Source organism: Candidatus Woesearchaeota archaeon (genome assembly GCA_021734105.1).
Classification (GTDB): Archaea; Nanobdellota; Nanobdellia; order Woesearchaeales; family SKGA01; genus SKGA01.
The window spans coordinates 1-26,596 of the sequence record JAIPJP010000017.1 but is presented as its reverse complement, the minus strand read 5'-3'; the positions used below and the strand labels follow the sequence as shown (position 1 = coordinate 26,596).

Genomic DNA, 26,596 nt, shown 5'->3' with positions numbered 1-26,596 from the left:
CTCCTCTGGAAGTTGGTTAACAGCAAGCGCGCCATCGGGAGTGATAAGTTGTGAGCCAATCATATCCTGATACACTTGTGGTAAATCCATAATGGACATTAAGCGTTTTAATTTACTTGGTCTTCCTAAATGTCTGTTTTCTTTGAGAAATTCATCCATGCTGTACTGCTGGTTTTTTTCTTTTGCCTTGCTTTCTGCTAGATGATATATACGATGGAGCATCGCAGAACGCTCTAAAACTGTATCTTGCTCAAACATATCTTCTATTGCCTGATAAATCTTAATTTCATAAGGTAATAAATCGTAGCGAATAAACGCCTTAAAAAAACCAGTACCAGCTTGTACGCACGCTTGATACCGCGAGTTACCAACAACTACTTTGTACAATAATTTCTTGCCTTGACTACCAACAGGAATAACTAAACCGGGTTTTACTTGACCATACTGGGCAATTTTCTGCGAAAGCACATTGCTTGCTTGCTTTTTATAATGGCTTCTGACTTGTTCTTCATCGATGACAATTTGCTCAAGTGGAATAAATTCAGGCGTATCGCCAACTGCGCGCACAATAACAGGTTCTTCTAGTTCTTCTTTAGCAGTCTTTCGCATAATTATTTCTTCAAACGTTTCTTCTTTGTTGCTTGCTAAAAACTTTTCAATGGCATGTTGAACTCTTGGTGTTCCTTGATTAATTATACTTACTATTTTTGTTGCGCTATTTTCTAAATATTCTCTCATAGATCTATTATTTACTTGAAACTCTGCAAAACCTTTTTTTAATTCAGGGAAACGCCTGAATAATTGTCGTGCGCCGAACACATAATGTGTTGTTTTCTGAGCAGTTTTATATGCAGGATTATGTTTGATGGAATTAGTTTGTTCTTGTTCTCGCACCATGAATGACTCTAGCTTTTGCTCTTCTTTTTTTATCAGCAGCAAACCATAAAACATATGTTGATTAAGCGTTGTGTCTTCAGCAGCAATATTGTCCAGCTTTTGTTTGAGTACTTGCTCTTTTGTTGCATGAACTAACTCGGCTTTTTCTTTTTTTATTTGCTTAGCGCGCTCTTCTTTTTCTCGCACTAGTTGATAAAAATTCCATTGATCTTTATGTTCGGGAAACGCTTTAGCAATAGCATGTAAACGTTTAAAAGATTGGGAGTTTCTTCTTTTTTGATTTTCTTCAAGGACTTTTGGATTCATATTTGCTACAGTGAGATATTGACTAATGGTTTTTTTCTCGCGACACATGACTTCAGCAGTTAATCGCAGCGATTTGCTTTTTGATTGGGGTGTAATAATTTTTGCTGTGCCATCATCAGAAAGAGTTCCATACTCCCGGGCAAGACCATCAAAAATATCTTTTGCTAGAAACGCAATATCTTCATTATCGATTTTTGTTTTTGTAGCGTTTAAATCAATTTCCATTTGCAGTTTAAGTAATGGTGGAACGTTGTACAAAATTTCCACAGGCATGTAATCAGCACCCTTCTTAAAATTAGACCAAAACCTACCGCGACCATCAGTATCGATGATTTTTTCACCATTGCGCGTTAACAGAATAGGCTCGAGCTGACCATATTTTCGAATAGATTCACCAAGTTCATTAGTGAATTTAAACGTGTGCGTTCGATAATTCTGCTCAAAGAGTTTAAGAAGAATAGTAGTAGGCACGTAGAGAAATTTCTCAGGATGTAGGGCTTGAGGATGAGGTAGTTGAGGAGTTTTGTGCATAAACTCTAAAATTTCTTCATCATTACTCTTTAAAACAGCTTCTAAGTCCATGCACATCCCTGTACTAGCAAATTAAGGATGAATATAAAAAGCTTCTGAAACGGTTTAAAAAGTGGTTTTAGGCTTTATGATAGGGTAGCCCTTTATTAATGCTTAATGCTCGGTAGAGTTGTTCAAGCAAGACTACTTGGGCTAGTTCGTGCATCATGGTTAATGGAGAAAGTGAAATAAGCGGGATGTCTTCTTTTAGCTTATTTGAGAATCCTTCTGCAGGACCGATGATGAACGTTATGTGTTCTTCATTATGGCTCTTGATAAGACTTGCAAACTTTTTTGAAGTGAAAGTTCTGCCTTCTTCACCGAGTAAAAAGATATGCTGTTGCGAGTGGTCGCTTTTGTACGTTCTTATTTTTTCTTCTACATTCTGATTTTTGAGCTCGAGAAGCTCAATTTTTCCTAATTGGCCAGCTCGCTTCAAATAAGCGTTTGCTATCTGCTCAAGACGAGTATCTTTAATTTTTCCAAAGCAAATAATGCGAATCATCGTTATTGTTGTTATTTTTGCCACTCCCAGGTTTGGATGAACCTTTATAAATGTTCTCTGATGAAAATAACTCATGGCGCTTGAAGTAGCTTTGCAGGCATTAACAGGTCTTTCAGTTTTCTTAATGTTAGGTCTTATATTAACTATTTTTGCAAAAAAACTACATATTTCCAGTTTATTCTTGCTTCTTATAGGGGGTTTTATCTTATCTATACTTCAAAATAAAGGCTTTATTAATCTATTATTTTCCGACGTATTATTAATTTCACTTGCACTTATCACTTTAGTTGTAGTTGTTTTTGATGGTTCGAGCAAATTCACTCTAAAACGAGTAGAAACCTATTCTATATCTTCGCTTAAAGTTATGCTTTCATTTATTTTATTTTCATCAATAATTTTATCTCCTTTTATTGCACTTCTTTTTTTTGGAAAAGTACATCTCCAAGAAATACTCTTTGGATTCATTATTGCTGTAACTATTAGTGGTACAGACCCTACAAGTGTTTTTCGACTCATTAAATATTCAGCAAATAAATCAGTACAAATTCTTGAACTTGAATCAATTTTTAACACACCATTTACTATTATTTTGCCTCTTATTGCGTTAGAAATTATTCGTTCTGCAGGACAAGATACCATTTCAAGCGTGATATTGGGTCAACTCTCTCCCTTAGTATTACAAATTACTGCAGGGATAGGAGTTGGTGTTTTATTTGGTTTTTTTATTTCAAAAATGATACGCAATCATTACTCAAAAGAGCTTAGTCCTATTATTCTTTTAGCATCAGCATTACTAGCTTATATTTTAGCAGAAAGCATTGGTGGTTCAGGAGTCTTATCTGTTGCAACTATGGGTCTTTTCTTTGGAAACACCATTATTCGAAATAAAGAAGATATGCAACGGTTCAATGAACTTTTGGGCTCTATTTTTGTTATGCTCGTTTTTGTCTTAGTAGGATTTTTGGTGGATATACATTTTACTTTATCTCTTGTTCTTAAATCTATTATACTCTATATTCTTGCTCTTTTTATCCGCTTCCAAGTTATACACGCAACAATACGTTCAGCAAAGTTTACCTGGAAGGAAAGACTTTTTATGACACTTCTTATTCCAAAAGGAATAGCTGTTGCAGTTGTTGTATTTAGTTTAGCAGTTATGCAATTTGACGCTGCAATCATGCCACTTTTACAAACAACAACTCAAATAATCGTTTTAATTATGGCACTCTCTTTACTTGTAGCAACAATTGTTGCTCGATTCAGTCATTATTTTTTACAATCGCCAGAAGCACAAGAAGAAAAACGAGAAGAAGATTCTCCTGGAATTATTAAGGCTGTAATGAATGTGGAAGAAGATGCAAAAAAATCAATTCAACAACAAAGAAAAACAAAAAAACCAAAAAAAATAGTTGTAAAATCAATTAAGAAATCACCAACTACAACAACTAAAAAATCACTAACTAAAGTAACCAAAAAATTATCTACTAAGAAATCACCACTCAAAAAAAACAAGAAACCATTTAGAAAAAAAGCTGTTAAAAAAAAGTAAAAAATAATTTTTACGTTACTACTTATTACTACATCTTACCAATTATTGTAAATCTTTTTTATTCTAAAACTGCTTTAATTCGCCGAACGCCTGCTGCTGAACTTTCTTCTTTTTTAATTCTAAAAGTTCCTAATTCTTCAGTATTTTTAACATGTGGTCCTGTACAAATTTCCTTAGAAAAGTCACCAATACAATATACCCATACTTCATCAGGATATCGAGTGCCAAATTCTGCTTGAGCACCACTCTTTAAAGCATCATCGAGCTTCATTTTTTCTTGCACTACAGGCAGTTTTTCTTGAATTTTTTTATTAACAAGAATAGTTATTTTTTCTTTCTCTTCATCAGATAATTTCCTATCAAAATTAAAATCGAAACGAAGACGCTCAGACGTAATATTTGAACCTTTTTGTTTAACAGCTTCGCCTAAAACTTCTCGAAGCGCTTGATTAAGTAAATGAGTTGCAGTATGCAGTCTTGTTGTCGTTTCCGAATCATCAGCTAAACCACCTTTAAACTTTTTCTCAGCGCCAATCCGAGATAGTTCTTGATGTTTTTTAAATTCTTCAGTAAAGTCTGCGAGCAGTTTTTCTTCGTGAAGAATGTTCTTATTATATGCTTCTTTTACTTCTTCAGTTACCATTTCAGGAGGCATGCCTTGACTTTGAAACATGTCAAAAAGCCATTTAACATCAAGAGTTACTTCTCCTTGTTCTGATTGCCATTTAAGCATAGCAAGATTTTTTTCATGATTACTTTTGATTTGAATTCCTGTTTCTTTAAGCATTATGCCAGTCATCATCTTATCAATTCCAGCAAGACCTTTCTTTATTGTTTTTTCAAATTTCTCAGTTTCTCGTTGTAACTGGGTTCTAATAAATTCTTCATTTTCTCGAAGTTCAGGATATTGATCGCCGAATTGTACGATAACTTCTTCAGCGACTGCAAGAATTGCTTTTGTCATATCGCTTTCTAGTTTAAGAAGATAAAAATGTCGAATGCTACGACGAATGAATCGACGAAGAATATAACCTTGGTCAACATTAGAAGGTGTAATTCCTTTTGGGTCTCCAAGAATAAATGTTGCTGCACGCATATGATCGGTGATAACTCGCAAAGAAAATAATTGTTCGTTATTTGGAGTATCTATATTAGTTAGACGCTTGACTTGATCAACAACGGGTTTGATAGTAGCAATTTCATAGACGTTCGGTTTACCTTCTAAAATCATAGCAACGCGCTCGACACCTAAACCTGTATCGACGTTTTTTTGTTCTAATGGTGTAAATGCGCCATTTGCATTTTTGTTGTACTCCATGAAAACATTATTCCAAATTTCCACCCAGCGTTCGTCATCGTCTGCAAATTGTTTATCCGGAATAACATCTTTACTATTCCAGTAAAAGATTTCAGTATCAGGACCACACGGACCAGTTTCGCCAGCAGGACCCCACCAATTATTCTTTTTAGGAAGGAATGCGATACGATTTTCAGGAATACCTAAACTTTTCCAAGCATCTGCTGAAGCAGTATCTTGGGGAGCATCATCATCTCCTGCAAAACAACTAATTGCAAGCTTATCTTTTGAAAAGCCGAGCGTTTCTGTTAAAAACTCAAAGCTCATTTGAATAGATTCTTCTTTAAAATACTCACCAAGACTCCAATTACCAAGCATCTCAAAAAAAGTAAAATGCGTATCATCACCAACTTCATCAATATCTCCTGTTCGAATACATTTCTGTACATCGGTGAGCTTTTTACCTGCTGGATGCTCTTGACCAAGAAGGAAAGGAACGAGAGGATGCATACCAGCCGTTGTGAAGAGAACTGAAGCATCATTCTCAGGGATGAGTGAAGCAGACTCAATTCTTTTATGCCCTTTTTGTTCGAAAAAGTTTTGATATGTCTCTTTGAGTGTTTTTGCGTTCATGGTATACGAAAAACGTACGAGAAAGGGGTTTTTAAGCTTTTTGGGTGTTATAGAGGTTTTTTAAGAAACCTTTAAAAATTCCTTAATCAAATAGTATTCTATGAGAATATATCTCGTTCGCCAAGCTGAAACATTAGGTAATAAAGAAGGTCGCTATGGAGGTTATAATCCTGAGCTTGCAACGTTTACCAAGCGAGGCGAAGAGCAAAAGCAACAACTCAGAGAATTTTTTTCAGATAAACAAATTTACGAAGTTTTTTGCTCCCCAAAAAACACGTGTTATGCAACTGCTCAAGCAATCAAGTCATATCTTTTTGCTACAGTTATGCAATTAGAAGATATTGAAATGGGTATTTTTTCGGGAAAAACAAAAGAAGAAATTGAAACGTCGGCACCAGAAGAATTACAACGTCGGGCAGAAAATGTATATATGTATCAATATCCTGGTGGAGAAAGTTACAAGGTTTGCGAAGAGCGCGTAATGAAATGGTTTAACGCTGTTCAATGGCTTCCTGATAAGGAATACTGTATAGTTTCTCATCTCACACCCATTCAACTCATCTTAAAACATCTAATAGGAAAAGACTTTTCTGAATTAAAACACTTATTTTTAGCACCGGGAAGCATAAGCGTTGTTCATAAAGAAGGAACTAAATGGGTAGTTGATGATTTGAATAAACAACTAGTTGATACAAGCGATCTAAAAGAACACATGAATGCGCTTGAATGAGTTATTGGCTTAGCACTAGTTTATTGCTTTAAAGACATCTTTATAAAAGAAATTTTTGAACTTGAAAAGAAAATCTACAAGAGTTCTTTGAGTATTAGTTAAGAATTATTTTTTTATACTCTTAAGAGTTCTAGAACCAGTTGAAATTCTTTTCAAACTATTTTTTTGTACTACATAATTATCTTCAATACGAATACCGAATTGCTTTGTATACATGCCGGGTTCAACAGCAATAGTCATATTTTCTTTAAGCATATCTTTTCCTACTAAAGGATTCTCATGTACTTGTAATCCAATACCGTGACCTAACGCATGAGGAATAGTCCAAGGATTCTTCACTAGTTTTTTCTTCGCTTTAAGTGTTTTTTCTAGACTTATGATATACTCTAGAACTTGTTGGTATGCTTCTTTTTCTTTTTTAGAGGGGGATCCGATATAGATAGTTCGAGAAATATCTGCGCAATAGCCATTATATCTAACGCCAAAATCAATAATGCAAAATCCTTTCTGCAAACGAGTTTTAGGCTTTGGTGTATAATGAGGATTGCAGGCGTGCTTTCCGCTTGCAACAATAGGTTCAAAAGAAAGTTCTGCTCCTACTTGTAATGATTCAATTTTAAGAAAGCTAATTGCTTCATTTTCATATTTTATTTGAGGAATAGCTTTGAGAAGCTTAGCAAGTATTAATTCTGTTAATTTGGCCGCTTTTTTATGATTTCTTATTTCAGCAGGTGTTTTAATAATAGTTTTTCCTGCCAAATTTAAACTCTCATCAACAAATGTAGCGCCTTTAATAGTTTTTTTAAGAAATTGTAATCCGGCCACGCTTAAGTGTCGTTTATCGTATCCAACAATTTTTGGTTTTATTTTTTTGAAAACTTTTTCCACCTCAACTATCGTGAATGGTTTTGACTCAAATTTTGTTAATAGAGGAGGCTTTTCTAGAGGAGAATGAAAGAACAATGGTTTTCTTTTTGGAAAAATAATAAGTAAACCCGAATCTACTTTAAGACCGGTATAATAACGAATGAAAGGTTCATCAACTGATTCGCTCTTAAGAATGACTGTGCAGGAAGGCTTCGACTTAATCTGTTGTTTAGTTCTTGTTTTTTTCATTTTTAATCAAAATTAATTTCTCTGTCTTTGTCGAGTAGAATTTTTTTTAACTCTTTTTTCCTTTTAAAAAACGAATTTGTTCTACTTATTTTTATTTGATACTCCGATTCGGGTATCATTACTGAAATTTCCTTTCTAAACACTTTTTGTAGAACTTTTTTCCCTTCAAGTTCATTACAATAAACTAAAATGTTTGTTTTTTTCTTGCTTGGAGATTTTATTTTTAATTCATTAATTTTTACATATTTTTTCATTTCAGTAATAATTTTTTTTCTTTTTTCATTATTTATTTCTTTGAAAAACCTATAAATATACCATGCTTTTTTGAATGCTATTGTTGATTCAGTATCTTCTAGATTAACGTTATCTGTTTTGTACTTTCCTGTTCTTGTATTAATTATTTCACTCATTTTCAAATAACATGTCGTGTTCTTTTGTTTGCGGGTACACTTTATAGAATGATTCTTTTAGAAAATCATCTTGGCTAAATCCTAATTTTTCAGCAACTCTATAAATTTGTTCTTTGCTACCTTCAATTTCAAGATAGGTAGGAATAGTTGCCATATGAACAATTTCAACAGAACAATTATTTACATAATAATATTTACGCTTTATTTCATAGAGTCGTTCTTTTGTTAAACCTAACCCTGAAAAAATATTTTCCATAGCTAGCGGGTTTGAAATCTCTTCTTCAATTTCTTCCCGAGTACGAACACCATTTTCTTTTTTAGCTAGTTTTCGTTTGATAGTAACCCAAGATTTGTTATTCTCTTTTCGTATTCTAATGGCTTTTTTCTCTGTTGCACAAGGATTAGTATAATATTGATTTGTTTGAAAAACTTCTTTAACTTTTTCTGCGTTAAGTTTTTTTAATTTTAACTCTATTTCTTCTGCATTAATATTAAGAATTTTCACTTCAACTTCTTGATTGGTTGGGTTACTCATCTAGCTCAGTCTCCTCGCCTGTTTCACACACACTTAAGAAACCAGTTTCCTCATCATTCTTTCGCAAATAAATACTACGACCATCAACCATTTTATTGTCTTCATCAACCAAACCAATGAACTGCTCAGGTGTTTTTCTGCAATAGTCAAGAGCGTTAATATCGCCAGTATTATTCAGCATTACTTCTTTATTTTTTTCAAAATCAATCCAGGTATGCCATCCATCATCTTTTTTGAACCGCTTGTGAGTAAAAAGCACGACGCGAGAAGGTTTATGCTCCATCATGAGTTCATAGTCTTCTAGGAAAGGTGCAAGCGTCCTAGCAAACGCTACGATTTCATTATGAACGGGCATGTGGTCTCGCTTCATACGATTACGACTCTCGCCAATATGCATGTATGCTTTCACTTCAACAAAATCAATATCAGCCTGCTTAATGAGTTTTGCGTAACCTTTTGGGTCACTATCATTTAAACCACTCATGACTGTAATACGAATAGCTGTTCTTGCTTTTTTCTTTGCAGTTTCTTCTAAACTTTGATTGAAGCGCTCCCAAAAATCAGGATATAATGGTTTATCAATTTCTTTAAGAAGCTCCTTATTTGGTGCATCAACAGACAAATACAATTGCGTTACTGGATGCAATTGTGCAAGCTCGGTTGCGTGTTGTGCGTTAGTTACTAAAAACGTTGAGATGCCTCGCTCGTTAAACAAATCTAACAGCTCGTTAAGCTTTGGATACATAATCGGTTCACCAGTTAACGAAAGCGCAACGTGTTTTGGATCATTACTTTGCTCAAATGCTTTCTTAATTGCTTTCTCGTTGCCGTTATATCCTTCCAAGAGCTTTTTTTGAGCATGTAGACTGCCTTCTAAAATAAATTCGGGCTCGTCAATATCCCATATCCAGTCCTTAGACACTGGCGCTTTATAATCGCGCCAGCAAAATACGCAACGATTCGCACAACTAATAGAGGTTGTCATTTGCAGGCATTGATGACTCATAATGCCGTAGAATTTAAGCTTATAACAACCACCTTTGCCTGTAATCATGTTCTTAGTCCAGCCACAGACTTTAACAGCACTATGACTGCCTACAATACGATATTGTTGCTTTTCAAGCTTTGCGCGTGATTCTTTGTCTAGCATAAGGGAAAGTATAAAGAAGACGTTTAAAAAGGTTGTGTACATAATTTACGTGTTAACGTTCTTTAACATTTTCTATACCTAATAAATATTGTTAATGGGTGTTAATATGTTTTTAAGAATAGTATTTACTGTTGTTTATTTTAGCTCTGCAAGCGCAATTTCTCCTGCTAATAATTGCTTAAGCGTCTGGTTTAGTTGTGTTATTGCAACTCGTTTTTGCATGCCAGTATCTCTATCTCGAACAGTGACTTTCTGGTCTTGTTCAAGCGTATCAAAGTCATACGTCACACAGAACGCCACGCCCATGGAATCGGCACGAAGATATCGTTTACCTACGCTACCGCTTTTATCATACAATGCCATAAAATCCTTTTGCACTTGCGAAAATATTTCATAAGCTTGTTCATGTAATTTATTAACCAATGGAAAGACGCACACTGGAATTGGCGCCATGTGATACGGCAAAGCAAGCGTTGTTTTACCTTCTTCTTTGTCTTTTTGCTCATAGAATAAATCAAGCAGTGCAAAGGTTGGGCGGTCTGTACCAAATGCAATTTCAAGTACATGAGGCGTTTCTTTGCCACCTTCTGGCTTTGGTGCAATTAAATCAGTTTTACTGAATTTGCTGTGTTGAGTTAAATCATAATCCTTTCGGTCATGAATGCCGCAAATTTCAGTCCACCCAAAACTGGGCAAATTAATTTCTAAATCCCATGCATCATCAGCGTAAAATGCTAATTCATCAGGATGATGTTGTCGAAGCCGCATGGCTTCTGGTAAAATACCAATAGAGAGAAATGTTTTATAGACGAGCGCAAGCGTCCATGCATACGCTTTATTTTTCAGCATGCCTTGCGTCACAGCTTCGTTGAGTGTAACTTGTGTTAAGGTGTCTGTTTTTGCAGGATAAAAAGGCAGGATGTCATCTTGCACTTTTGCAAAGGCTTCGAAATCTTGTTTTTGCTCTTTGAAAATAACGAGCTGTGCTTCGGCTTGTGTGAATTCTCTCATACGAATAAGAAATTGCCGAGGACTAATTTCGTTTCGATATGCTTTACCAATTTGAAAAATACCAAATGGTAATTTATCACGAAAGAAATTAAGATACCGAAGAAAAGGAAGATACGTTGTTGTTGCCGTTTCAGGACGATTGTACGCTTCCCTATCAAGACCGATAGTTGTTTGCATCATTAAATTATGCGTTTTAATTTCAGGAATAAACTCTTCGCCAGACGGACTTTTGATGTTATGCTCTTTAAGCAGGCCTAAGAGTTCATCGTGCGTTTTACCTTCAACTTTAATTTCAATATTATTATTGTGGGCAAATTCTTCAATAAGGTTATCTACACGATACGTGTTACCTTTTTTGTCTTTAATAATAGGATCAGTAAAACCACCAAGGTGACCGGATGCTTCCCACACTTCTTTTGGAAGAACTGTCGGACACTCCACTTCAAAAAAAGCGTTTTGCGTAAAGACTTTTCGGATAGTATTCTCTACATTGTTTTTTAGTGCTTTACCTAAAGGGCCATAATCATAAAACCCTGCAAGTCCGCCATAAATTTCTGGAGCAGGACCATACACAAATCCTCTATCTTGCAGATAACTTTGTAATTCTTTTAATCGTTCTTGTGGCGTCATACTAATTTAGGGAAAAGAAGTTCTTTCTTTATAAATTTGCCCTTGTTTAGTGTCTTCCCTGAGAGGTAGTTTTAAATATCTTCAAAGATTTTACTACTTTGATGGAAGGGGCTACTAAAGAAGACTTTATGAAGGAACTTGAGGAAGTTTCCGAGCAGCTTAAAAACCTCGCTGAAGAAACGCCCCAAGCAGATCCTCCTCAAAAGCGACCAGCAGAACGTACGCCACATATCATGCCAAGCACACCCTTCTTATCGGTTACCATTCTGTTTTTACTGGTTTTTTTCTTTCTTTACTCGCTTCCAGCGCAACTTTATCAACTGATTGCCTTTCTTTTTTTAATTCTTGCAAGTCTTTCAGGTGTGCAATACGTAGCAGACCTTTTAGATGCAAAGAAACGAACATTGTATGAAACTATTATTGGCGTTGTTGTTATTTTTACCTTAGCAATCTCCTATTATATGGTCTGGAGTTTTATTGCTACATATTTCTTATATGTTATGGTGCTTCTTGGCGTAATTCTTGGACTGGGTAGTTTGTTTTTTCTTTTACATGCATATCTTGGTTATTTGCGACGAGCAGCAAGCTATGAAACAGGAATAACTGCACTTATTATGGTGGGCGCATGGATTGCATTTTTAGCAACGATACTAAAAACTAGCATGGTTTATTTTTTACTCTTTGTTGTACTTCTTATTCTCTTTAGCAAAGCAAGCATTGACTTCTCAGAACGATTCAGAGAAAAGAAAAATTCATAAGAAAAAATCATTTTAGGACTTTTTTTAAGAAAGGATATATTGCTAGCAATACAACAAGCATACTAATTCCCCACACTAGAAAACCTAGTTTGTAGGAAATGGCCATCAGAAAACCCATTGCAAAAACAATCCCTGACTCAAATAATTTTCCTATTTGTGCCTTAATTGAAGACATGGTTGCTTTATACCGTTTATTTATTACGAAATTATCCAGAAAATATTCGCTAATTATTGCGCTTCTTCCAAAATAATAACCTGCTATTGATGCAAGCAAGAAACTAGCAATATAGGGATTTTTAATTTGAGATGCCAAAATTATTGTTGCTGAGAAAAAAAATATTTCACATAAGAATAATTTTTTAATAGGTATTTTTTTAAGAATATGTAGATTATGTCCCACAACAAACCATATTATTCTTGAAAGAGCCATAATTGATCCGACAAATACTATTGGAAATCCTAGCGATATGGCAAACAGTTCTTTGTAAGGCGCCATACCCATAACAAAGCCACCTATAAGTCCAACAAATATGGATGAGATATAAAATCCCGTGCCTTTGAATCGTTTTAATTGCGACCAAATCTTTTCACCTTCCAGGTCTTCAGCGCTATATTTCATTTTAGGCGTAATTAATGATATTGCAGTAAGAATACCTAAAACATCGAAAATGAGATATATTTTGATGGGTGTGAGAAGAGAAACTTTTGTTAATAAAGGTAATAATAAAATCATTCCTGCTGAAACTAAGGAAGCTTTGGCTCTGTTTTTTCCACTAATAGATGCATATTCTTTATCTCTTTTTAATCCAATAAGGGTATTGTGTAGTAACGCTCCTGCTGTACCTGAGGTGAATGCAAAGCCAAGAGCAATAAATGATGAACCAAAGATGAAATGAATAAGCTTAGTTCCAAAAATAAAACAAAGAGTTGATGCTAGCATGAATATTTTTGCCAGAATTAATGTTTTCTTATGGCCGAAGTTGTCTGAGAAGTAACCTGAAGGAATTTCAAAAAGAAATCCCATTAACCAACCAATTCCAGTGTATAATCCTATTTGGTTTGCTGTTGCATTTGGAAGCGTGAGAAAATATATTGATAACACAGGAATATAGTTTCTTCTGTTGGTTAGAATAAGAAGAAAGAATTTCCAGATGTTACTCTTCAAGTTCTCTTGCATACTACTTATCGTAAAGATTTATTTATATGTATATCTGAAAATAAAAGAAAAAAATAATTCTCCTACTTAATTATTGAAGAATATCTTGTAGAATTGGTACGCGCTATAGATATCAGCTTTACTTGCAACTTCCATAGGTGCATGCATACCTAGAACGCACGGACCAGCATCAACAACATCCATACCATACCGAGACATAAACATCGCAATAGTTCCGCCACCACCAATATCAATTTTTCCTAACTCACCAGTTTGCCAACCAATATTATGCTTGTCTAAGAGCATACGTAATTCTTGCATGTACTCAGCACTTGCATCATTCGTCGAATATTTTCCGCCACCACCACCATATTTCTCAATGGAGACGCCATGGCCTAAATAGGACACGTTTTGCGGGTCATTCACGTCCTTAAAATTAGGATCTTGACCGGCAGTTACATCAGCAGATAATGCTTTAGATTCATCAAGCAATGCGCTCACCGGAATCTTTAAACCAGCTTTTAACGCATATTCTGTTGCCACATTTTCTAAGATAAGACTTGCAGCGCCAGTATTACCAACAGAGCCAATTTCTTCTTTATCAACCCACATGCCAACAGCAGTGTGCGCAGGCGCTTTAACGCTTAAAAGAGCGTGTAGTGAGCTGTAAACACACACCTTATCATCTTGACCATACGCGCCAACAAGTGCTCTATCAAAGCCGATATCGACTGGATTACCTGCGGGGACAAGCTCAAGTTCTGCAACCGTAAAATCTTCTTCAATAATGCCATATTCTTTATGTAAGTATTCAAGAACAGTGTGTTTAACTTTTTCTTGAATTTTCTTATCTTGCACCGGTAAATGACCTGCAATGATGTTGAGTTCTTCGCCTTCAATGATTTTATGCGCTTTACGCTCCATTTGATGCTGGGATAAATGCGGTAATAAATCAGGAATGATAAACACGGGGTCAGTAGGTTTTTCACCGATATGAATTTCCACTTTCTTACCTTTCTTCGTGAAGATAACGCCGTGAATTGCAAGCGGTGTATTCACCCAATGATATTTCTTAATACCACCATAATAATGGGTTTGCAATAATGCCAGGCCACTATCTTCATAGAGTGGATGTGGTTTTAAATCAAGACGAGGAGAATCTGCGTGACTGCCTACGATGCGTAGTGAGTTCTTATCTTTTCCTACGACAAACGCAAAGACTGATTTCTCACGATACAAACGATAGACTTTATCACCTGTTTTTAAGGAGGTTGCTGTTTGCAAGTTCTTAAAGCCAGCTTTTTTGAGTTCATCAACAACGTTTCTAATAACCAGTCGTTCGGTTTTGCTTACTTTCATGAACTTTTTATATCCTTCAGCAAAGGAGAATGCTTTATTTCTTTCAGCAATCGTCCACGTACTCCATAAGGATTCTTTCTTGAGCGCTACTTTTTCATGCAATGTTTCATGCACAGATTTCTTTTTTGATGCCATACTTTATACCTCTTTTACACATTATTATTTTGTGTTTGTCTTTATAATTGTAATGAAAATTTATTTCTTTTTTACTTTCTCTTCTTTTTCTTAGGTTGCGTTGCTTTGCTGCACTCCAAAAAAGAATTATTTCTTCTTTTTTGGTTCCTTCATCTTTTTTGTGACGCGAGGAAATATCCTTTCCGGCGTCCCGAAAAAAACAAAATTACTTCTTTTTCTTAGGCTCCTTCATCTTTTTTGTGATGTCTATATTGCCTCCACAATGTTGGCATTGTGCTCGAAGGGTTGCAACGCCTGCAATAGTTTTACGTTTAAAAGGAACGATTGCTTCGCCTTTTTTCTTACAATGAGGACAAGTATAGATGATATTTGCTTCTAATTTTTCTTCATGCTCTTTTTTAGGTTCAGCATATCCGCAGGAATCGCACACGTATTCTGTTGCTCGAATTTTAGGTCTGCCCGTTTTTTCATCTCTGGGTTTAGCCATTAAGCTTTTTTTACACTTTGGACACTCTACTTTATCAACCCAAGCAATAATTGTATTGTCATCTATCTTTCGTCGAGTAAAATATACTAGTTTTTCCATATCATCTGGTAATGTTAATGCCATTTCTACACCTCGTAGGTAATTTTGGTGGAACTCGCGCTTAATAAATTTTTCCTGCAAAAGAAGCCTTATTTTCAGTAATCTTTTTAAAAAAACCCTCTCTTATTAAAGATAATAGATAAGAATTCAAGTTTTTTGAATAAAAAACAGGTTTAATAAATGGCTAAACGTAAAAAAAATGTTATAAAACGACCTAATCGCGAAGATAGAATACAAAAGCGAAAACAAGCAGTAGTTACCTATTTTATAGTCATATTGATGATTTCATCTGTTGCAGGGTTTGCCTTAAGCAGTAATTCTATGAATTCTTCAGATAAATTAGAGTATAATGGATTTATTTTTGAATCAACAACTGTTGATCATCCCTTGGCCTCTGGTTATAATATGAATGCGCTAGTAGAAAAAACAACAGGAGCGCTATTTTACGCGTCACCATATCAAGTGGAACAAATACCAACGGAAGGTAATGTTTCTTGGGCTTTAAAAGATAAACCCTATTTTATTTATACTTTTGAATCAGATGCGACTTTTAATACAGTCCATGATTGGTTACGATTTGAATTTGCTTCACAGACAACAAAAAATATTATTCCGGCAGTCATTTCATTAAATGAAACTTATCCTTCATTTCCTGTATTAACGTGTGAGAATTCAACAATTGATATGCCTGTTATTTTTATTGAACAAGGAAATAGTACCATTATACGTGTTGATGAGAACGCTTGTGTGCAAATTAAAACTCGATCACAAGACATTCTTATGGTGCGAGACAGATTATTTTACAGTTTTTCAGGAATTATGAATACGTGATACTCATGGTAAAAAAACATATTTCAAAAAGTAAAAAACATGTAACAGAATCAAACACTACAATCATTTTGGGTGTTATTTTTGGTTTAATTATTTTAACAATAATTGTTTTTGGCACATATAAACTTATTAATCAACCAAAAACAGATTTAAGCGTGTATAATGGATTTGCATTCGAACACCGTTCTAATGGTAAGGAAGAGTTTTGGATAACGCAAGTACAACTTGAAGGAGAAATTTATGAAGTTCCGTTTTATAATCATCCAACGCAAGTTGAAGGATATTATTATGATGATAGAATAACGCATTATTTTTTAGATTTACAAATTGATGAAATAGTTTTAGCAGTGCATCCAGATGCTGGTTCAATACCAGTTTTAGCAGGGATTAACATTGCGAGAATAACGGGAAAATTATATGGAACACCAACAAGTAGTGCACTTTACGTTTTAGAAAATGAAACTTTTGATTTGGATATGGCGCAAGTAAACTGTGCGGATGCAACTGGCCCAAGACCAATTGTATGGTTGACCAATATTACAAAGGAGCCTAGTGTTATGCTTAGTGACGATCCCCAATTTTGTATCTATGTTAGTGGACAAGAAAAAAATATTCTTGCAGCAGCAGACTTAATGGCATATAAACTCTTAGGAATTATTAAGTAAAGTTTATTAATTTTTTTATACTTTTACAATGACGCATTATTTTGATAAAGAACAACAAAGTGAACTTTCCGAAGAAGAAATAACTGTGCGATTATTTGGAAAACTATTCAAATTCTATTCGGCAAGCGGACTTTTTTCTCGAGAACACCTTGATAATGCAACTAAGCTCCTTGTAGAAAACTGTGAACTAACTTCTGGACAAAAAGTGCTTGATTTAGGTTGTGGATGGGGTGCGGTATGTTTGCTTATAGGGGAGCGTTGTTCTTATTTGAAACTTTTTGCTTGCGATAGTAATACTCGCGCAGTAGCCTATACTAAAAAGAATGCAAGAAAACACAATATTTCTGTTATAGTAAAACAATCAAATATTTTAGACAATCAGGACAAAGATTTTGATGTCATTTTAACAAATCCTCCTTATGTTGCAGGACGAGAAACTTGCTTTGATTTTATTAATCAGTCTTTTGAGCATCTCAAACAAGGCGGTAGTTTACAGCTTGTTGCTCGTCATAATAAAGGTGGAAAAATGTTAGAAAAACACATGCAAGACATTTTTGATAATGTAACAGTACTTGCAAAAAGTGGTGGATTTCGTGTGTATAAAAGTGTAAAAAACTAATTATTATTTTTTATCTTTTTTTATGTATTATTTGTTCTAACATAATTGCTCCTAGCCCTATTGCTACTGCAAGACCAAAAACAATTGTGCAGCGTTTGCATATTTTGCATTCATCTATATTTGAACTACACGTTGGTGCTGATGCTGTTTGATATGCGCCAACATAATTATTTTCTTCTATATTATTTTGGGGGGTTGTTTGTAAATCACAATGCCATAATGCTGCAACAAGAATACTAAGAAGAGCTATAAGTAGTAGTATTTTTGAAAGGGATAATTTTCTTTGAAAAAAATAAAATGATCGCAAAAGTACTAAAAAAGTTATTCCTAAAAGAATGACTGCCATAAGAATATCAGCACTACCTAAATGAGTTATTTTTATCATGAGATATATACCCATAATTATAAGAAGTATATTCATCGTATTATTAAGATATTTCATTGCTTGTTGTGTTTTTTTTAATTTAGTAAACAATGCTTTGCCAAACAATACAAATAATACAGATGGAACAAGTAATCCAATTGCAAAAAAGATAAATGCAACCATAATCATGGTGCTTTGTGTTGTAGCAATAATGCCTAAATACGCAAATGAACAAGGATTAACAGATGCAATTATTGCAAAGAGAATACCGAAAAGAAAGGGGTTTTTAATTAATGGGAAGTTAAGGGGATTAAATCTTTTTGTGATTGCCAATATTCCCAAAACAATAAATAAAAGACCTATTCCTAATTGGAATCCTTCCTTAACAGTTGATGATAAAATTTTACTAAGAAACATAGCGCTAATAAAAAATATACCTATAAAACTTGTGGTAAATAATAGTAATTCTTTTGCTAATTTTTGTTTTGGCGTGTTTGTAAAACGATAAACTAATGCAGGAAATAATACTAAAATGCATGGAGTAAATGCTGCAAGAATACCTGCTAAAAATGAACTTATTATTCCCATTGTTAGCTTTGAACTTTCGTCTGTTTAAATAAATTACTTAAAGAGAATTGTTTTTTTTCTTCTTTATCTGGATGTGCTTCTGTCCCATTAGCAATGTTAATATATTTATTTAACGTAGCCTTAGTTTGCACACCAACAAGGCCCATGGGCGCTTCATGTCCTGGACCATAGAAAATAACTGTTGGTACTGCTTGCACACCGAATTTTTTTGCAAGACGTTGTGCTTGCTCCTCATGCATTCCTAGTTGGTGAAGGTCTATATCATCACGTTCATCTTTAAGTTCATCAAAGATATTTTTTGCTGGTGGACAATTAGGACACGTGAGTGAAGTAAAAAGAATACCTGTTGCTTTAGTCATATTGCTGTTTACTAAGGATCCACCCTTTTAATAAATTCTGGTTAAGTGCATAAACAATGTATTTATTTTCACAAGTGATATGGTAGTTTACAAAGAATTATTTGTTGTTAAGGATTGTATATTGTTCTATAGAGGATTGTTGTGGATAAAGCGTTCGAATATTTTCTTGCGTAACATTGCTATCATCAAAATAATACACCTCATCTTCTTTAAAATCGGCAGGTAGTTTATTTGGTTCATGTATACTTATATATTTGTTATCAGTTATTTTTTTAATTTCGTAAGTTTTTTTGTTAGCACTATTAAAAAAACCTTTATTTGTTGCTGAATTAAATCCTATTTGTGCACTAAGACCTTCTTGTAAATCATACTCATCAGAAAGTGTTAAGGAGGTAAAATTTATTGCGCCTTGTACAGGAATTTGTGCTGCATTAGCTAATTGTTGTGCGAAATTATTTTCATAATCAGGATTAGCAGTTCTACATGCATTAAGACGACCTTTTGCTTGTGATGAATAATATGAAGCTAATTCTGAAGAAAATAATTTATCTGCAGAAATATATTTTTTACCATCAACCATTAAACTTTGACTTAAACCGTGAGCATATACATATAAAAAATCTAATGAATCATTAAAATGTTCTTGTGCAAGCTCGTGTGCTTTCATAAATTCACTTGGTTTATCTACTAGAGCAATGTAAGTATTAAAATTATCTCGAAGTAACTCTTCACTGTAACCAAATTCTTTAGTATCATGATCATACCCCATAATATTTTGGTCTTTACCTTGTTGAGCACCATACCCTCGCGTTAAAATAACAAGTGCATGTTCTTTATTTGGATCAATATCAGGTGATGCATATATCCTCATAGGTCTTGCGATAGAAAGGGTGTTAGGTTGGAAATGTTCAACAATTGGCCTTGGTTCTTGAATTTGATTTCTTGTTTGATAATCTTGCGCTTGAGTTATTCCGCTAGATAATAAACTGCCTGTAATTGCCAATGAACCAATTAATTGTTTTAAATTCATTTCAAAACATCCATATTAACTTTTCTTGTCTATATTATAGGTTTTGAACTATATAAATGTTCCTGTTATTTACTCCTTATAAGTAATTACCTTATGTTTTTTAAGCACGTGAAGTTTAAATATTGTTTATTTTGCTTAAATTATATAGAATTTTAATCTAATTAACGACTAATTAATAATAACACTTATAAATGCCTCTTATTTACATTTTGCTATGTCGGATGAAAACAAAAAACTAGGAAAATTTCTCAAAGGTTTTCAAGCCCAACAACGAGTAACGGATCGCCTAGATGCCGATTTACCTCATTCTGAGCGTTTTCTTCCTTTGCAACAACTCGCATTTGATCAACAACAAAAAGGATTGCAAGATTTGATTAAAGGCCGAATTCAAACAAATGAATTTCCTTATGGTGTGCAAAATGTGTGCACAAATGGTGTGTTAGCTGCAGAATTTTTTTTAATGAATGAATTGGCTGATTTAACACCGTATCATTTACATATATATCATTCAGATGTTTCAGATGGGATAACACCTTTATCTAATGCAGAAATTATTTATGCGGGTGTGCAATCAGGTTTCATACAACAAGCTGTGGAGAACATATTTAACCAAGCAAACGAGCTTAATTCGCAAAGTTATGTACTTAATCTTATGAATAATTATGGTGATATTGTAGAAAGTATTGCTGCAAAAAGCAATATGCAATTATATGTTGTGTTGCCCGCATATCCTCTTCAAAGTAAACTGCTTTTTGGAGCTTTACGTGAATTAAACCCGCAATCAATATATTTTATTCAAGAATAATTCTTATTTTGGAAGAACAGACGTAATTCTAATTAGCGTAAGTTTTGTTTAAATATTTTAAAATATTTATTTATCTAAACTGTATAGTTTTTGCTTAAAATATTTAACATAAATTCTTTTTCAAAATATTTATTTTTTGCTTAAAAGTTTTAAATACATCAGAACAGGATGTTTTTCCTGTCCAAAAAATTCTTCGATCTGTTAAAGTATGAATAGAGACTTATTTTAAAATCTTTTTCCTAAACTGAATACGTTCATTATGTTGAACTACAGCATCTGAAAATTATGAAACAACGTATACAAAGTACTTTTAATAACAACCATAAAACTATTTCAACTAATATTCATAAATTTTAAGTTTTGCGCATATTTTTTAGTTTTTCAATAATTTTGAAATATTTTATTTTTGCTTAAAACTTGTAGAGTCCTATTCTCTCGATTTTCTTTGAATTTTTGGACCTTGCACCCGACCTTTTCGAGGATAATTTATGATTCTATGCAATATATCGATACATTTATATATAAAAGTTCGCACAAGGTATATTGTGCGAACTTTTTATCATATGCGTGCAAAATTAGGTGAATATACATGGAAAAGGAGCATATTTTTAACAAATTACGAGCTGAAGTACAATTAAGAGGATTTTCAAAATATACTATTCGAAATTATATTCATACAACTAGGGATTTTTTGGAATACATGAAAAAACCCCTCAAAGACATGGACCCTACTGACGTGAAATTATATCTTTCTTATTTAATTCAAGAAAAACAAGCAGCACCTTCAACTGTTGCCTTAGCAAAAAGTGCAATCATCTTCCTCTTCTCAGAAATTTTAGATAAACCGCTTAAAACCATTACAACTCCCAAAATTCCTCAAAAACTCCCCATAGTTGCAACAAAAGATGAATTATCTGCACTTTTTGATACTTTGCCACTTAAAAGCCAATTATTGGTTAAATTAGTGTATGCTGCAGGACTTCGTGTTTCAGAAGTTGTTGCTTTACGAGTTGATGATTTAGAATTTGCTGAAGGTCATGGTTGGGTACGAGACGGTAAAGGTGGAAAAGATCGTCTTTTTATCATTCCAAAAGGTTTGAGTAAAGATATCAAAAAGTATTTAGCAAAACGCAAAATTTCTAGTGGTTTTATTTTTCCAGGACGAGACGGATCTCGAATGACTACACGAAATGTTCAAAAAATAGTAAAAGAGGCTGTTTCTCGGGCAAAAATCAATAAATCGCTCACCCCGCATAAATTGCGGCATAGTTTTGCAACACATTTACTGGAGTCTGGAAATGATGTACGCATCATACAAGAGCTTTTAGGACATGCAAATTTGCAGACGACACAAATTTATACTCATGTAACTACAACAACGTTAAAGCAAGTACGAAGTCCGCTTGAAAATTTTAAGTAATTCTTAAATTCTTTATGTAATTAAAAGTTTCTTTTTTTGCTTAAAAGTTTTAGAAGGTGATTTTATAAATAATATTGGTTTTGCTTAAATATATTAGTTCGCATTATTTTAAATAATTTGCTTTTTGCTTAAAATATTTAGCATTATTTAATACTAAAACTATTTGGTTTTGCTTAAAGTTATTGATTGATTATTGTTTAAATAATTTGCTTTTTGCTTAAATTGTATAAATTGAAAAATCATTTAAATACAACGTCATTCTTTAGTGATAAAATGAATTTAAAACAAGTCGTACTAGGTGTTGGACTTACACTTTCAAGTGCAATTTTTGCGCAATTAGATAATGCTAAAAAAGCTTATGAACAAGGAATTATTGCACTCGAAGCAGGAAAATTTACCACAGCAACTACTCATCTCAAACAAGCAATTAGCTATAAAGAAACATTTATACCACCCTATTTTACCATCGCAGGAGTGTATGAATTACAAGGAAATTATCCCAGAGCAATGGCTTATTTACTAGATTGTCTATACACTAATAAAGAGAACACTGATGCAAAAAAGTTATTAGAACATATCTGGAGAGAACAAGGAGCGCCAGAAAATAATTTAGACACATTTATAACGCATATGTATACACAAACACATCTTGTTTTAGGAGATTCCTTACGCGCAATAGGAAAAGAATTTGATACCATTCGTAAAGAATATACAACTAAAGGAAAACAAGCGCCAAAATTAACGTTTGATTCTCGAGAAGTATACGCAACCATTGCAACAAAAATTATTTCTAATAGTATTCAAGAACAACAACAACAAAATCATGCGCAAGAATTTAAACAACTCGATTTACGATGGACACAATTTTATCTGGATATGAACCAATACAAAGACGCACTAACAGAACTTAAAAAATATCAAGAACAATATCCTAATAACCCTTTATTAGAAGAAAAAATTCGCGATGTTCAAGAAAAAATAAAAAATTGAGATTAACTTTAAATACTAATAATTAGCAAATTTTAATTTTTTTGGAAAAAATAATTTTTAATATCATTTTTAAACTCGTTATTAATTTTTATTCTTGCACTTTTAAGATGCAATTTATAATCATTTACGCTAAGACCGATTTTATAAGAAGAAGATATTTTATTAAACCAAGCTACATCTTTTCTTGTTAAAGAATTATTGTCAGAAACATTTTGTAAACGAGAAAAATAAAATTCATCTTCTTGAGTACTAGGTGAAAAATCATTTGAAATAGTTGCAATATTGCGGTAAATAATATTTCTTGTACGAGTTAATTCAACATTGTAAGTTGCAATAAATGAATCTTGTAATTCAAAAAGTAACAACGTATCTTGAATTTCTGGATGAAACTTTATGACGCCATCAAGCGAATAATAAAAAAACACTTGGGGAGAAACAACGAAAGGAAGTGTTGCTTGCATTTCAGGAATGAGTTGTAATGCTACATTGTCTGAAAGTTTGACCGTTTCTAAAGCACAAATATTTTTTTTAATATTTTCTGAAGGCATCCGTAGTGATTTTGAGTCTAAAGGATACATTTTTTCTAAGAAGCAAGCAAAATCAACTAAGTGTTTATTTTGAGTAAACATTTAAGATGAAATAACCTGTTTACTTTTAAAATTTTTGTTCAAAAGGATCTGATTGCGTTCCTATTTCTTGTTCTAAACCACCAGGTATAGCAGGCATCTGTTGATTTAAAGAGTTATCTGGAAATGAAGGCATGTGAGGCTGTAACTCATCAGAACTTGGTAAGGGAGTATCGTGTTTATCAAAATCCATATCTAATTTATCATCATGTTTGAAATCATCTTCTTCTTTCATTTCAGGTAGTATTTTTTTAAGAATAACAACAAAAATAAGTAAGATAATGAATAATAAAAACATGCCAAGAATAGTTTCTAAATTAAGAGGAATTAAGTCATGAGCAAAATACAAAACCATGACTGAAAAATAAAATAAAGGTGTTGGCGAAGCAAACATGAAGGTAACATTTGATTTAAATGTATGCTTAAATGAAATAAATATGATAAACATTGCATAAGATGCAATAAAAAAAATAAGCGCGAATTTTAACCAGGTAAATGCTTCTTTCTCAGAAAAAATATGTTGCATAGCCGAAATAACTATCCAAAATAAACTAATACCATTTGAAAGCGCAGTATTCCATCCTAAACGCTCTTTTTTATGCATAGCAAAATAAAATTCAACAAGAATCCAAATGCAAAAAATAGGAGCTAATTGCCAAAGTAATGATGGTTTACCTAAAGGCGCCTTAACAATTTCGCCTAATGCAGGAAGAACCCCTGAAATTAACTCCATAAAAGTCATTATCTCGCCTCTTTAAGGCTCATACAGAACAAATAGTATTTAAATGCAACGACAATAACAACAACCTATGGTACGAAGCCGAAGAGATTTAGCAGTTTTTTTATCTAAACTCAAAACATTTTCACAACCAAACCAACAATTAGAACAATATAGTACTGACAGCGATATTGCAGCAACACTGCTTTGGCAAGCGTATCTTGCAGGCAATATTAACGAGAAATATGTCATTGATCTTGGATGTGGAACAGGTATTTTAGGAATTGGCGCTCTGCTTCTAGGAGCTACCCATGTTGAATTTATTGATATTGATGCAATGGTGTATTCAACTCTTAAAGAAAATTTGGCAATTATGCAAGATCATTGGGAAATTGAACTTACGGGAAAATGGACATTTACGAACAACAACATTTCAACTTGTGGAAAAACTATGCGAGAGGATGCTGTTGTTATTATGAATCCACCCTTTGGCACACAAATAAAACACGCCGACAAACTCTTTTTAACAGGTGCAACAACAATGGCACCTCTTATTTATACAATGCATAAAACGAGTACAAGAAATTTTCTACAAGCATTTTCTGCAGATAATAAGTATATTATCACGTGGCAAACTGATGTGAAATATCCTTTAAAAAATACACTAGGACATCATAAAAAACGTTTAGAAAGAATAGAGGTAACCTTATTTGCTTTACAACGCGTTTAGGTAATTTTTTACTGATTAGAATTAACCCCTGGCGATACTTGTGCTTAATCTGATAATGCTAAGTAATAACTCACTGTTGCGATAATTTTTGTTTGAAAACAAATACTTTTTCAACACGATTATGTTCAACTTCTTTTATAATAAATTTAAACCCGTGCAATTTGAATTGTTCGCCTTCTTTTGGAATATGTTTCAGATGCTGCATGATAAAACCTGAAATGGTGGCGTTGTCATCGCCAAGATTTATTTCTAAAAGTTTTTTTACCTCATCAATTTCGGCTTTACCACGAATAACATAGTCAGTATCATTAAGCTTTTTAATATCTGATGTGATATCTTGAGCAGAATCAGTTTCATCATAAATTTCGCCAACAATTTCTTCAAGCAAATCTTCAATAGTAATAAGGCCAGTCATCGTACCGTGTTCATTAACAACAATTGCCATGTGGACTTTTTTTCGCTTGAACTCTTTAAGAAGCTGATCAGCAATAATTGTTTCAGGAACTACAAATGCTGGACGAGATAATTCTTTAAGTTGTTTAGTACCATGAGTTTTTAACAAATCTTTAGCATATAAAATACCAGTCACATTATCTAAATCCCCTTCAAAAACAGGGACTCGAGAATAGCCATTTTCTTTAATTTCATAAATAACTTCATCTACTTGTTTTGAATTTTCAAACGCAACAACATCAGGTCGCGCAGTCATGATTTCAACAATTTGCGTGTCATCAAGACGAAAAATATTTTCAATCATTTGTTGTTCTTGTAGTTTAATAGAACCTTGCTCGCCAGAAATATACACCATATCTCGTACTTCTTCTTCTGTTACGCGCGGCGCAATAGTTTTACCTTTAGGAACAAATAATGAAGTAAGCCCGTCAAAAATCCAAACAAGAGGAAATAAAACTTTTTCAAGAAAACAAAATATTGGCGCCATGAACAAAGCAATTTTTTCAGCATGCGTTGTTGCAAAAGCTTTCGGCACAATTTCGCCTGCAACAAGAATAATTAAGGTCATTACTCCTGTTGCAATACCCACACCTATAGTGCCAAACAAAGTAATTGCAAGAGCTGTTGCAACAGCAGCAGCACCAATATTAACCACATTATTGCCAATAAGAATAGTAATTAGTAAACGATGCGACCGCCCTTTAAGTTTTTGCAACGTTAAAGCTCCTTTCTTACCTCGTTCCACCAAATGTCTAATTCGAAGTTCAGAAAGTGAGAACATTGCTATCTCGCTACTAGAAAACACTCCTGAAAGAAGTACCGCTGTAATTAAAAAAATAATTTGTGTTGTTAATTCGGCCATCTCTGCCAATTCACCTTTGTAAGACTGAAAAGACAATACTTTATTTATAAATGTTTTCTTCATGGGGGCTTGTTCAAAGTGATTGCTCTCCAGAGCCAGTAAAGCAAAGATTTACTGCTTTGACTTAGCTTCTCAAGATTGTAGGTGATGATTTGCCATGCGAATTCTCTTTTTTTCATGTAGTGTAGTTTGCTTCGCAAACT

27 protein-coding genes are annotated in these 26,596 nt (G+C 33.6%); 10 read left to right on the top strand and 17 right to left on the bottom strand.

From position 1 onward, the window contains the following. Together K9M74_03975 and K9M74_03970 are read right to left on the bottom strand one after the other, a co-directional pair. Positions 1-1,785: ParB N-terminal domain-containing protein (locus K9M74_03975; GenBank protein MCF7799038.1), on the bottom strand; the 1,785-nt coding region annotated here is incomplete at its 3' end. Between the two features lie 67 nt (positions 1,786-1,852). Beyond that, positions 1,853-2,302 (bottom strand): 23S rRNA (pseudouridine(1915)-N(3))-methyltransferase RlmH, encoded by a 450-nt coding sequence (locus K9M74_03970; GenBank protein MCF7799037.1) that lies wholly within the window; start codon positions 2,300-2,302, stop codon positions 1,853-1,855. Between the two features lie 49 nt (positions 2,303-2,351). On the opposite strand from K9M74_03970, the gene K9M74_03965 reads away from it, so the two are divergent. Beyond that, entirely contained in the window at positions 2,352-3,827 is a 1,476-nt protein-coding gene (locus K9M74_03965; protein ID MCF7799036.1) for a cation:proton antiporter, read from the top strand. Between the two features lie 58 nt (positions 3,828-3,885). On the opposite strand, the gene K9M74_03960 is transcribed toward K9M74_03965, so the two are convergent. Next, positions 3,886-5,757: an alanine--tRNA ligase gene (locus K9M74_03960; protein ID MCF7799035.1), complete on the bottom strand. Its 1,872-nt coding sequence runs from the start codon at positions 5,755-5,757 to the stop codon at positions 3,886-3,888. 100 nt (positions 5,758-5,857) lie between these two features. Between K9M74_03960 and K9M74_03955 the strand changes: the two genes are divergently transcribed. Then, a complete protein-coding gene (locus tag K9M74_03955) occupies positions 5,858-6,487 on the top strand; it encodes a histidine phosphatase family protein (GenBank protein MCF7799034.1) in 630 nt (209 codons plus the stop codon). 105 nt (positions 6,488-6,592) lie between these two features. Here K9M74_03955 and K9M74_03950 read toward each other — a convergent pair whose 3' ends face one another. From K9M74_03950 to glyS, 5 genes are all read right to left on the bottom strand, one after another. Next, positions 6,593-7,603, bottom strand: coding sequence for a Xaa-Pro peptidase family protein (locus K9M74_03950; GenBank protein ID MCF7799033.1), 1,011 nt, complete (start codon positions 7,601-7,603; stop codon positions 6,593-6,595). 2 nt (positions 7,604-7,605) lie between these two features. Next, on the bottom strand, positions 7,606-8,013 hold the full coding sequence (locus K9M74_03945) for a hypothetical protein (protein MCF7799032.1): 408 nt from the start codon (positions 8,011-8,013) through the stop codon (positions 7,606-7,608). Further along, a complete protein-coding gene (gene cyaB, locus K9M74_03940; protein MCF7799031.1) occupies positions 8,006-8,548 on the bottom strand; it encodes a class IV adenylate cyclase in 543 nt (180 codons plus the stop codon). Before cyaB ends, K9M74_03945 begins: the two co-directional genes overlap by 8 nt. Beyond that, positions 8,541-9,698, bottom strand: a complete 1,158-nt coding sequence (gene twy1, locus K9M74_03935; GenBank protein ID MCF7799030.1) for a 4-demethylwyosine synthase TYW1 — start codon at positions 9,696-9,698, stop codon at positions 8,541-8,543. Before twy1 ends, cyaB begins: the two co-directional genes overlap by 8 nt. A 135-nt stretch (positions 9,699-9,833) precedes the next feature. After that, positions 9,834-11,339 carry a glycine--tRNA ligase gene (gene glyS / locus K9M74_03930; GenBank protein MCF7799029.1) on the bottom strand — a complete coding sequence of 502 codons (1,506 nt, stop codon included), beginning with the start codon at positions 11,337-11,339 and terminating at the stop codon, positions 9,834-9,836. 101 nt (positions 11,340-11,440) lie between these two features. Here glyS and K9M74_03925 point away from each other — a divergent pair, with 101 nt between their 5' ends. Next, positions 11,441-12,097: a hypothetical protein gene (locus tag K9M74_03925; protein ID MCF7799028.1), complete on the top strand. Its 657-nt coding sequence runs from the start codon at positions 11,441-11,443 to the stop codon at positions 12,095-12,097. 7 nt (positions 12,098-12,104) lie between these two features. Here K9M74_03925 and K9M74_03920 read toward each other — a convergent pair whose 3' ends face one another. The 3 genes from K9M74_03920 to K9M74_03910 form a co-directional block, all read right to left on the bottom strand. Continuing rightward, on the bottom strand, positions 12,105-13,274 hold the full coding sequence (locus tag K9M74_03920) for an MFS transporter (GenBank protein MCF7799027.1): 1,170 nt from the start codon (positions 13,272-13,274) through the stop codon (positions 12,105-12,107). Positions 13,275-13,340: 66 nt separating this feature from the next. Next, positions 13,341-14,747 (bottom strand): aminopeptidase, encoded by a 1,407-nt coding sequence (locus K9M74_03915; protein MCF7799026.1) that lies wholly within the window; start codon positions 14,745-14,747, stop codon positions 13,341-13,343. Between the two features lie 205 nt (positions 14,748-14,952). Then, positions 14,953-15,357, bottom strand: coding sequence for a hypothetical protein (locus K9M74_03910; GenBank protein ID MCF7799025.1), 405 nt, complete (start codon positions 15,355-15,357; stop codon positions 14,953-14,955). A 156-nt stretch (positions 15,358-15,513) separates the two neighbouring features. On the opposite strand from K9M74_03910, the gene K9M74_03905 reads away from it, so the two are divergent. From K9M74_03905 to K9M74_03895, 3 genes are read left to right on the top strand one after another with little or no spacing between them, the layout of a single operon-like run. After that, positions 15,514-16,164: a hypothetical protein gene (locus K9M74_03905; protein MCF7799024.1), complete on the top strand. Its 651-nt coding sequence runs from the start codon at positions 15,514-15,516 to the stop codon at positions 16,162-16,164. A gap of 5 nt (positions 16,165-16,169) precedes the next feature. Continuing rightward, positions 16,170-16,829 (top strand): hypothetical protein, encoded by a 660-nt coding sequence (locus K9M74_03900; GenBank protein ID MCF7799023.1) that lies wholly within the window; start codon positions 16,170-16,172, stop codon positions 16,827-16,829. A 28-nt stretch (positions 16,830-16,857) separates the two neighbouring features. Continuing rightward, positions 16,858-17,448, top strand: coding sequence for a methyltransferase (locus tag K9M74_03895; GenBank protein MCF7799022.1), 591 nt, complete (start codon positions 16,858-16,860; stop codon positions 17,446-17,448). A gap of 10 nt (positions 17,449-17,458) precedes the next feature. Here the strand turns inward: K9M74_03895 and K9M74_03890 are convergent, their stop codons facing one another. From K9M74_03890 to K9M74_03880, 3 genes are all read right to left on the bottom strand, one after another. Further along, positions 17,459-18,400: a hypothetical protein gene (locus tag K9M74_03890; GenBank protein ID MCF7799021.1), complete on the bottom strand. Its 942-nt coding sequence runs from the start codon at positions 18,398-18,400 to the stop codon at positions 17,459-17,461. Positions 18,401-18,402: 2 nt separating this feature from the next. Beyond that, a complete protein-coding gene (locus tag K9M74_03885) occupies positions 18,403-18,759 on the bottom strand; it encodes a thioredoxin family protein (GenBank protein MCF7799020.1) in 357 nt (118 codons plus the stop codon). A gap of 97 nt (positions 18,760-18,856) precedes the next feature. Continuing rightward, entirely contained in the window at positions 18,857-19,789 is a 933-nt protein-coding gene (locus tag K9M74_03880) for a hypothetical protein (GenBank protein ID MCF7799019.1), read from the bottom strand. 214 nt (positions 19,790-20,003) lie between these two features. Here K9M74_03880 and K9M74_03875 point away from each other — a divergent pair, with 214 nt between their 5' ends. The 3 genes from K9M74_03875 (at position 20,004) to K9M74_03865 (ending at position 23,004) form a co-directional block, all read left to right on the top strand. Then, a complete protein-coding gene (locus K9M74_03875; GenBank protein MCF7799018.1) occupies positions 20,004-20,594 on the top strand; it encodes a hypothetical protein in 591 nt (196 codons plus the stop codon). Positions 20,595-21,183: 589 nt separating this feature from the next. Beyond that, positions 21,184-22,014: a tyrosine-type recombinase/integrase gene (locus K9M74_03870; protein MCF7799017.1), complete on the top strand. Its 831-nt coding sequence runs from the start codon at positions 21,184-21,186 to the stop codon at positions 22,012-22,014. A 273-nt stretch (positions 22,015-22,287) separates the two neighbouring features. Beyond that, on the top strand, positions 22,288-23,004 hold the full coding sequence (locus K9M74_03865; protein MCF7799016.1) for a hypothetical protein: 717 nt from the start codon (positions 22,288-22,290) through the stop codon (positions 23,002-23,004). Between the two features lie 32 nt (positions 23,005-23,036). Here the strand turns inward: K9M74_03865 and K9M74_03860 are convergent, their stop codons facing one another. Then, on the bottom strand, positions 23,037-23,633 hold the full coding sequence (locus tag K9M74_03860) for a hypothetical protein (protein MCF7799015.1): 597 nt from the start codon (positions 23,631-23,633) through the stop codon (positions 23,037-23,039). Positions 23,634-23,658: 25 nt separating this feature from the next. Next, on the bottom strand, positions 23,659-24,363 hold the full coding sequence (locus K9M74_03855; GenBank protein MCF7799014.1) for a hypothetical protein: 705 nt from the start codon (positions 24,361-24,363) through the stop codon (positions 23,659-23,661). Between the two features lie 76 nt (positions 24,364-24,439). Between K9M74_03855 and K9M74_03850 the strand changes: the two genes are divergently transcribed. Further along, positions 24,440-25,078 carry an METTL5 family protein gene (locus K9M74_03850; GenBank protein MCF7799013.1) on the top strand — a complete coding sequence of 213 codons (639 nt, stop codon included), beginning with the start codon at positions 24,440-24,442 and terminating at the stop codon, positions 25,076-25,078. A 70-nt stretch (positions 25,079-25,148) separates the two neighbouring features. Here the strand turns inward: K9M74_03850 and K9M74_03845 are convergent, their stop codons facing one another. Continuing rightward, complete coding sequence (locus K9M74_03845) at positions 25,149-26,393, bottom strand: hemolysin family protein (protein ID MCF7799012.1); 1,245 nt, start codon at positions 26,391-26,393, stop codon at positions 25,149-25,151. Positions 26,394-26,596 lie beyond the last annotated feature (203 nt).